General features: G+C 68.5%; 9 protein-coding genes and 1 pseudogene. All 10 read right to left on the bottom strand.

The window, feature by feature from the left end; all coding sequences use genetic code 11:
• Positions 1 to 282 (bottom strand): annotated as a pseudogene (locus WAL33_RS04000) (energy transducer TonB); the annotation flags it as partial.
• 12 nt (positions 283 to 294) lie between these two features.
• Positions 295 to 816 carry an ExbD/TolR family protein gene (locus WAL33_RS03995; protein ID WP_422178717.1) on the bottom strand — a complete coding sequence of 174 codons (522 nt, stop codon included), beginning with the start codon at positions 814 to 816 and terminating at the stop codon, positions 295 to 297.
• Between the two features lie 4 nt (positions 817 to 820).
• The gene (gene tolQ / locus WAL33_RS03990; protein WP_422178715.1) at positions 821 to 1519 is read right to left on the bottom strand and encodes a protein TolQ; all 699 of its coding nucleotides are present in this window, start codon (positions 1517 to 1519) and stop codon (positions 821 to 823) included.
• Between the two features lie 285 nt (positions 1520 to 1804).
• Entirely contained in the window at positions 1805 to 2254 is a 450-nt protein-coding gene (locus tag WAL33_RS03985; protein WP_422178713.1) for a YbgC/FadM family acyl-CoA thioesterase, read from the bottom strand.
• On the bottom strand, positions 2251 to 3438 hold the full coding sequence (locus WAL33_RS03980) for an ATP-binding protein (RefSeq protein WP_422178711.1): 1188 nt from the start codon (positions 3436 to 3438) through the stop codon (positions 2251 to 2253). The genes WAL33_RS03985 and WAL33_RS03980 overlap by 4 nt, the downstream gene beginning before the upstream one ends.
• A 74-nt stretch (positions 3439 to 3512) precedes the next feature.
• Positions 3513 to 4562 (bottom strand): Holliday junction branch migration DNA helicase RuvB, encoded by a 1050-nt coding sequence (ruvB, locus tag WAL33_RS03975; RefSeq protein ID WP_422178709.1) that lies wholly within the window; start codon positions 4560 to 4562, stop codon positions 3513 to 3515.
• A 54-nt stretch (positions 4563 to 4616) separates the two neighbouring features.
• Positions 4617 to 5231, bottom strand: a complete 615-nt coding sequence (gene ruvA / locus WAL33_RS03970; protein ID WP_422178707.1) for a Holliday junction branch migration protein RuvA — start codon at positions 5229 to 5231, stop codon at positions 4617 to 4619.
• Positions 5228 to 5749, bottom strand: a complete 522-nt coding sequence (ruvC, locus tag WAL33_RS03965; protein WP_422178719.1) for a crossover junction endodeoxyribonuclease RuvC — start codon at positions 5747 to 5749, stop codon at positions 5228 to 5230. The genes ruvA and ruvC overlap by 4 nt, the downstream gene beginning before the upstream one ends.
• Before the next feature lie 227 nt (positions 5750 to 5976).
• Positions 5977 to 6912 (bottom strand): nucleoside hydrolase, encoded by a 936-nt coding sequence (locus WAL33_RS03960; RefSeq protein ID WP_422178705.1) that lies wholly within the window; start codon positions 6910 to 6912, stop codon positions 5977 to 5979.
• A gap of 85 nt (positions 6913 to 6997) precedes the next feature.
• The gene (locus WAL33_RS03955) at positions 6998 to 7753 is read right to left on the bottom strand and encodes a YebC/PmpR family DNA-binding transcriptional regulator (protein ID WP_422178703.1); all 756 of its coding nucleotides are present in this window, start codon (positions 7751 to 7753) and stop codon (positions 6998 to 7000) included.
• Positions 7754 to 7950: the final 197 nt, after the last annotated feature.

Genomic DNA, 7950 nt, shown 5'->3' with positions numbered 1-7950 from the left:
GGCCGGGGTCGGGACCGGAGCGGGCACGGGCGCGGGCGGCTGCGGCTCGGCCTCGGGGGTCGGCTCCTCGGTCTGGGCGGTCTGGTCGACGGCGTCCTGGATGGCGGGCCGCACGTTGGTCGGCCCCTCGGTGACGATGGTCACCGGCACGCTTTCGCCGATGATCACCGGCTTGGACGGCTTCCACGGCCCGATCAGGATCGCGGCCACCACCAGCAGGTGCAGACCGAGCGACCCCGCCAGGGCGGGAGAGAAATTGATCTTGTTCTCGCGAGGGCTCACCGCGCGGTCACCTCACTGCGCCGGACGCAAGGCGTCCGCGTCCGAACCGCCCTGGTCGTTGGCGACCGCGCCCGACGACGGGCCGCCGGTGTCGGTCAGCAGGTTGATCTTGGCGAAGCCGGCGTTGGACAGCGCCGCCATCACCTGGGCGACCGTGGCGTAGTTCGCCTTGCCGTCGGCGCGCACGAAGATCGGCTTGTCGTAGCCTTCGCCGGCGACGGCGCTGATGCGGGGCGCAAGCTCGTTGAAGGGAACCTCGCCCTCGCCGATGAACACCGCGCCGTCGGCCTTGATCGACACCGTGATCGGCTCCTGCTGGTTCTGCAGGGCGGCGGCCTCGGTCTTGGGCAGCTCCAGCGGCACGCCGGCGGTCAGCAGCGGGGCGCTGATCATGAAGATGATCAGCAGCACCAGCATCACGTCGACCAGCGGGGTGACATTGATCTCGGACAGGGCGCCCTTGCCCCGGCGGCGACCGCGACGACGGCCGCGACGGCCGCCGGTGGCGAAGGCGTCGTTGGCGGACATGGCCATGGGGTCAGACCCGCTCGCTCAGGCGGCGCTGGATGGCCGTCGACAGGTCGTCGGCGAAGTTGCCCAGGCGATCGGCGAACTTGCCCGCGTCGGTCGAGAACTTGTTGTAGGCGATATAGGCCGGAATGGCGGCGATCAGGCCGATGGCGGTGGCGAACAGGGCCTCGGCGATCGACGGGGCGACCACGGCCAGCGAGGTGTTCTTCGACATCGCGATGTTCTGAAAGGCGTGCATGATGCCCCAGACCGTGCCGAACAGGCCGATGAACGGGCTGGCGGTGGCCACGATGGCCAGGCTGCCCAGGCCGTCCTCGGCCTTGCCGGTCTCGCGCGAGATCAGGGTGTCGGTCATGCGGTCGATGCGCTGGACCAGGAACGCGGCCTGGGCCTCGCTCACCGGACCCTTGGCCTTGGCGTCGCGCCATTCCTTCAGGGCCAGTTGCAGCATGCGCGGCAGCGGGTGGCGCGGATTGGCGCCGGCCTGGGCCGCGACCTCCTCCAGCCCCTGGCCCGAGCTGACCTGATCCTCGAATCGGTTGGCCGCGCTGTTCAGCGACGAGAAGCGAAACAGCTTGTCGATGATCACCGCCCACGAGCCCAACGAGGCCAGGATCAACCCGACCATCACCGCCTTGACCACCCAATCGGCCTGCAGGAACAGCGAAATAAAGGAAAAGCTCTGGGGGCCTGCGGCGGCGTCCATGCGGGGTCAGCTCCGTTGGGGCGTCAAGATCGTGGAAGGTTGATAGCGCACCTTCCGGGGTTCCGTTGCGCCTTACTGACATGAAGCGGGGCCATGGTGAAACTATGACGATCGGCCAGGGCGCGGGTTTTTGTTGATGCTGCGTAGGACGCCCCCTCCGTCACGATGCGTATCCGCATCGCGCCACCTTCCCCGCGATGCGGGTGAGGTTGATACGAGGTCCTTCTCCTCCGCCGTAAAACGGGGGAGGAGGCGGCGAAGCCGACGGAGGGGGCGTCTTGGCGACTAAGACGTCGGCTCCAGCCAGGGCGCCATCTGGGCCAGCATCTGCGCCGTCGGCTTGCGGGGCCGGCCGTCCAGGGTGATGCAGACGGCCTCGCCGGCCGCCTGGGCGATCAGCTCCTCACCGCGGGTGATCCGCTGGCTGACGAACAGCCGCGGGCCCTTGACCCGGTCGTAGGTGGTGCGCACCAGCAGGGCGTCGTCGATACGGGCGGCCCGCTTGAAGTCCAGCTCCATGCGGACGATCGCGAAGGCGGTGTCGGCCGCGTGCAGGGCGGTGTGCGAGATCCCGATCATCCGGAAGAAATCGCTCCGCCCCCGCTCGAAATAGCGCAGGTAGTTGGCGTGATAGACGATGCCGGAGAAGTCGGTGTCCTCGTAATAGATGCGCACGGGCAGCTGGTGCTCGCGGCCGTCGAAGACACCGGCGGTGGGGTGGGGGATCTGGGTCATGGCTGATCCTGGAAGGGCATGGCGCGGCGCATGAACTGGTCGAACAGAGGCACGGTGAAGGCCGTGTCGCCGTGGCCCGGGCTATAGATCATGCCCTTGCCGATCAGGCTGGCGCGAACCGGACCGGTGCTGGTCACCTTCACGCCCAGCCGCGCGGCGATATCGCCCGAACGATGTGGGCCGGGTCCTAGGTCGGCCATGGCTCGCAGGTAGCGCTTTTCGATTGGCGTGAGGCGGTCGAAGCGGACTCGGAAAAAGCTCTGATCCAGCCGTTCGATCGCGGTCGGGGTCGCGGCCTTCACGTCGCTCAAGGTGATCGGCGAGGTCTTTGCCGCCAGCCAGGCGTGATAGCCCCACTCCTGCAGAAAATAGGGATAGCCTTCGGTGACGCGGACGATCTCGTCCAGGGCCTCATCGGTGAAGGCCACGCCCTCGCCTTCCACCGGCTCACTGAGCGCCCGCCGGGCGTCTACGGCCGGCAATTGGCCCACGCGTGGAAAATCGAACAGGCGCTCGGCATAGGATTTCGATCGCCCGCTCAGCCCGACCAGCTGAGGCAAGCCCGCGCCGATCAGGGTGACGGGCAACTGCTTCTGGCTGACCTTGTGAACCGCCACGATCAAGGCGCTCATCTCGACCTCGCTCAGATACTGCAGCTCGTCGATAATCAGAGCCACGGCGGTGTCGCGATCGCGAGCCGCCTCGCCCACGGCGATCAGCAGATCGGCCAGATCGGTCTCGAGGTCGCCGCTGTCGGCCACCCCTGGCTCGGTCTCGCCGTCCAGGCTGATCTCGATGTCGTTGTACTTCAGCTTGATGGCGCCGGCGAAGCCGCGCAGAGCCCGAAACGCCTTGCGGGCCGCTTGGCTGATGCGTTCGCCGCGATCGAGCTTCAGCACCAGGGCGCGGAGGGCAGGCGCCATCAGCGCAGGAAGGCTCTTGTTTTCCGGAGCCTCCAACAGTTCGGCCAGATAGCCCTCGTCTTCAGCCAAGGCCTGGATGCGGTTGAGCAAAACCGTCTTTCCCACCCCGCGCAGTCCGACGATCATCAAGCTCTTGGCCGACCGGCCACGACGGATCCGCCCCAGGGTCAGAGCCGCCTGGTCGAGCAGCGCCTGACGCCCAGCCAAGGCTGGCGGCGGAGCGCCCGCACCGGGGGCAAAGGGGTTGTCCAGCGGGTTCATATAGGGAGTTTATCCATTTATAGCGTCTTTGCGATAAACTTTATAATATCCCTATAAACAGGTAGCGGCCTTCATTAGGCCTCCTCCCCGAACAGCCCGCCCTGCACGATCTTCGGCGCCGTCGTCGGTTCGGTCAGGCCCAGGTGCAGATAGGCCTTGCCGCAGGCCATGCGGCCGCGCGGGGTGCGCTGGATGAAGCCCTGCTGCATCAGATAGGGCTCGATCACGTCCTCGACCGCGTCGCGGGCCTCGGCGATGGCGTAGGCGATGGTCTCCACGCCGACCGGGCCGCCGCCATAGTTGTCGATCATGGCGCGCAGGTAGCGGCGGTCCAGGGAATCCAATCCGGATTCGTCCACCTCAAGTCTCGCCAGGGCCAGGCCCGCGGCCTTGCGGTCGATGATCGACGCCCCGTCGGCGGCGGCGAAGTCGCGGACCCGGCGCAGCAGGCGGCCGGCGACGCGCGGCGTGCCCCGGGCCCGCTTGGCGATCTCGTCGGCGCCGTCGTCCGACAGCGGCGTTCCCATCTTGCGGGCGGCGTGCAGCAGCACATGGCGCAGTTCGGCCGGGGTGTAGAACTCCAGGCGGATCGGAATGCCGAAACGGTCGCGCAGGGGCGTGGCCAGCATGCCGGCCCGGGTCGTCGCCGCCACCAGGGTGAACGGCGCCAGATCGATGCGGATCGAGCGCGCCGAGGGCCCCTCGCCGATCACCAGGTCCAGCACATGGTCCTCCATGGCCGGATAGAGGATCTCCTCCACGGTCGAGGGCAGGCGGTGGATCTCGTCGATGAACAGGACGTCGTTGGCTTCCAGATTGGTCAGGATCGCCGCCAGGTCGCCGGCCTTGTTCAGCACCGGACCGGAGGTGGCGCGGAAGTTCACGCCCAGTTCGCGGGCGACGATCTGGGCCAGGGTGGTCTTGCCCAGGCCGGGCGGGCCGAACAGCAGCACATGGTCCAGGGCCTCGCCCCGACCCTTGGCCGCCTCGATGAAGATGCGCAGATTGCCCTTGGCCTGCTCCTGGCCGACGAACTCGGCCAGGGTCTGCGGACGCATGGCGCGGTCGCTGGCGCCGGGGATCTGCTCGCCGTGCTGGGCTTCGCCGGAGATGATGCGGGTCATGGCGAAACCTTCTCCCTTCCCCCATCAAGGGGGAAGGGCTTTGAAGCCGCCCGCTCACCGCCCCAACTCCTGCAAACCCGCCTTGATCAGCGCCTGGACCGTCGCTTCCTCGCCGAGCTTGGAAGCCGCGGCCTCGACCACCCGCCGCGCGTTGACCTCGGCCACGCCCAGGCCCATCAGCGCCGCCACGGCGTCGCCGGTCGGGGCCGGCTTGGCCGGAGCGGCCGAAGACGACGTCGGGGCGGTCATCAGCACCGGCCCGTCGGTGATCGGCTTGTCCTTCAGCTCGGTGACGATGCGCAGCGCCAGCTTGGGGCCGACGCCCGAGGCCCGGCCCACGGCGGCCTTGTCCTCGCGCGCCACCGCGCTGGCCAGCTCGGCCGGCGACAGCACGTCCAGCACCGCCATGGCCGCCTTGGGGCCCACGCCCTGGATGGCCTGCAGCAGCACGAACGCCCGGCGATCCTCGCGAGACCCGAAGCCGTACAGCCGCAGGCCGGCGCTCTCGCTCCACTGGCTCTCGATGTGCAGCAGGGCCTCTTCGCCCAGGGCCGGCAGGCGCTGCAGGGTCCGCGACCCGCAACGCACGACATAGCCCACGCCCATCACGTCGATCAGGGCCTCTTCTTCGCCGATCTCGGCGACGGCCCCTCGAAGACGCCCAATCATGCCACTCTCCGGTTGGCGACGCGCAGGTTGGCGTGGGTGATGGCGACGGCCAGGGCGTCGGCGCAGTCGGCCGTGGTCTTGCCGGCCGTCGGCAGCAGGCGGGCGATCATGAAGCCGATCTGGGCCTTGTCGGCCGCCCCGGTGCCGACTACGGCCTTCTTGACCAGGCGCGTCGAATATTCGGCCACCAGCAATCCCGCGCGCGCGGGGGCGATCAGGGCGGCGGCGCGGGCGTGGCCCAGCTTCAGGGTCGACTGGGCGTTGGTGTTGAGGAACACCTCCTCGACCGCCGCCTCGTCGGGCTTGTGCGCCTCGATCACCGCGCAGATGCCCTCAAACAGGTGCAGCAGGCGCGAGGCGAAATCGGCCTTCTCGTCGGGAACGATCACCCCGTGGGCGACGTGGCTCATGCGCGAGCCCTCGACGCTGACCACGCCCCAGCCGGTGCGGCGCAGGCCGGGGTCGAGCCCCAGGATTCGGATCGGGATGCGATTCGCGTTCATCATGTGTTCTCGCACCATCGCCCGGTTTTCGCCCGAAGAAAAGGCGTGGGGCGCCGACGAGCAAAACACGAGACTTGCCTAATGAAAGCTTAAACCCGCCCCTCCCCCACCTCCATTCATCCCGACGAAAGTCGGGACCCAAGCCGAGCGGGCCGAAAGTTCACGGCCGTCCCGTGCGCAAGCGCTAGCCCTGACGTTCAGCTTGGGTCCCGGCGTTCGCCGGGATGAGTGGATGAAGAGGTTCACGCCGGGCTCATCACCGGCGCACAAAACAGCCGCGCCGGCAGCAGGGCTTCGACGGCCGGTGCATCGACCGACACGCAAAGCTCGGCGTTGGGTTCGCCGTCGATCCGTTCGATGCGGCCCAGGTGCGCGCCGTCGGTCAGCACCCGCAGGCGCGCCGGCTCGAAGACGAACAGTGACGGGGCCACCAGGCTGGCGGCGGCCACCGCGTCGTGCGGGTGGCAGGATGCCTCCAGGCCCCAGGCCCGCCGGTGGAAGGCCATGTACGGCCCCATGGCCTTGTTCAGCCGCGCCGACAGCGGCGAGCCGCAGGTCGCGGAACCCTCGGTCATGGCCTGGGCGGTCAGGCTCACCTGGGCGCTGATGTCCAGCGGGACCAGACGCGGCTTCACCCCGCGCTCCAGCACCCGGGCCAGGGCCTCGGCGTCGCTCCAGCTGTTGAAGTCGGCCCCGCCCGCGGCCTTGCCCTCGACGCCGAAGGCCCCGGCCATGACGGTCGGCCGCCAGTCGCGGAAGGCGCTGGGATCCTCCAGCAGGGCGTGGGCCAGGTTGGTCAGAGGGCCCAGGAACAATCCCGTCACCCGCGCCCTTGCGCGATACGCCAAAAGGCTGCCGCCGTGGCCCCGGTCCAGCTCGGGCAGTTTCCAGCGTTGCGAGAAGCCCGCGCCGTTCAGGCCGTCGACGCCGTGGGCCGGCCGCATCCGCTCGACGCGCCGCTTGGCCACCCCCGAGCCGGCGCCGATATAGACCTCGGCCGGACAGCCCGCCAGACGCAGCACGCCCCGGGCGTTGGCGGCGGCCTGGTCGACATAGGTGTTGCCGAACACCGCCGAGACCGAAACGATCTCCACCGCATCGCGCGAGCGCGCCAGCATGGCCAGGGCCAGGGCGTCATCGACGCCGCAGTCCGTATCGATGTGCAAGCGCAACGGCATGGAGCCAGCATAGCCCGGCGGCCGGGGCGCCGGAAGCGGCTCAATGGTCGGCAATCCCTCTCCCCTTGTGGGAGAGGGAAAAGGACTAGCCCAGCTTGGCGGCGTCCTCGTCGCTGATCTCTTCGTTGGAGTAGACGTCCTGGACGTCGTCGTCCTCGTTGAGCGCGTCGAGCAGCTTGATCAGGGTGGCCACGGCGTCGCCGGTGACCGGGACCTGGCTCTTGGGGCGCCAGGCGATCTTGGTGTTGCTGGCCGGGCCGAACTTGGCCTCCAGCGCGGCGGCCACCTCGTTGAGGTCCTCGAAGGCGGTGTAGACCGTGTGGCCCTCGCCCTCCTCGTCCATGTCCGACACCACGTCGTCGGCGCCGGCCTCGATGGCGGCTTCCATCATGGCGTCTTCGGTGGCGGCCTTGGCCGGATAGCTGACCTGGCCGACGCGGTCGTAGTTGAAGGTCACCGAGCCGGTGGCCCCCATGTTGCCGCCCATCTTGGTGAAGTAGGAGCGGACATTGGCGGCGGCGCGGTTGCGGTTGTCGGTCAGCACCTCGACGATGATCCCGACGCCGCCGGCGGCGACGCCCTCGTAGCGGATCTCGGCGTAGTCGGCCGCGTCGCCCATCTGCGACTTCTTGATCGCGCGGTCGATGACGTCCTTGGGCAGGCTTTCGGCCTTGGCGTTGTTGACGGCCAGGCGCAGGCGCGGGTTCATGTTCGGGTCGGGCAAGCCCGCCTTGGCCGCCACGGTGATTTCCCGCGACAGCTTGGAGAACAGCTTGGAACGCGCGGCGTCGGCGCGGCCCTTGCGGTGCATGATGTTCTTGAATTTCGAGTGGCCGGCCATTCGGAGGGCTCTTCTCTGATCTGCGATGTGAAAGGTAGGCGGCGCTTCTAGCGCTTGGCGCCCCATATTGTCATCCTCCAAGCTGCGATGCGTCCGCTGGAGAAGTTCATGACCCCGTCCGATTTCCTGTCCGAAACGTTCGACCCGGCTCGCCTGGGGGCGCTCGAGGCGCAGGACCAGGACGCGATCCACACGAC

Source organism: Caulobacter sp. (assembly GCF_049283275.1).
Lineage (GTDB): Bacteria > Pseudomonadota > Alphaproteobacteria > Caulobacterales > Caulobacteraceae > Caulobacter.
Note: the sequence above shows the minus strand (reverse complement) of the source record. Positions and strands in the feature narration are given on the sequence as shown.

Bases quoted from the DNA above. Each gene is read 5' to 3' on its own strand.
- WAL33_RS03955 (WP_422178703.1), bottom strand. From the start codon at position 7,753: ATGGCCGGCCACTCGAAATTCAAGAACATCATGCACCGCAAGGGCCGC.
- tolQ (WP_422178715.1), bottom strand. From the start codon at position 1,519: ATGGACGCCGCCGCAGGCCCCCAGAGCTTTTCCTTTATTTCGCTGTTC.
- ruvA (WP_422178707.1), bottom strand. From the start codon at position 5,231: ATGATTGGGCGTCTTCGAGGGGCCGTCGCCGAGATCGGCGAAGAAGAG.
- ruvB (WP_422178709.1), bottom strand. From the start codon at position 4,562: ATGACCCGCATCATCTCCGGCGAAGCCCAGCACGGCGAGCAGATCCCC.
- WAL33_RS03960 (WP_422178705.1), bottom strand. From the start codon at position 6,912: ATGCCGTTGCGCTTGCACATCGATACGGACTGCGGCGTCGATGACGCC.
- WAL33_RS03980 (WP_422178711.1), bottom strand. From the start codon at position 3,438: ATGAACCCGCTGGACAACCCCTTTGCCCCCGGTGCGGGCGCTCCGCCG.
- WAL33_RS03985 (WP_422178713.1), bottom strand. From the start codon at position 2,254: ATGACCCAGATCCCCCACCCCACCGCCGGTGTCTTCGACGGCCGCGAG.
- WAL33_RS03995 (WP_422178717.1), bottom strand. From the start codon at position 816: ATGGCCATGTCCGCCAACGACGCCTTCGCCACCGGCGGCCGTCGCGGC.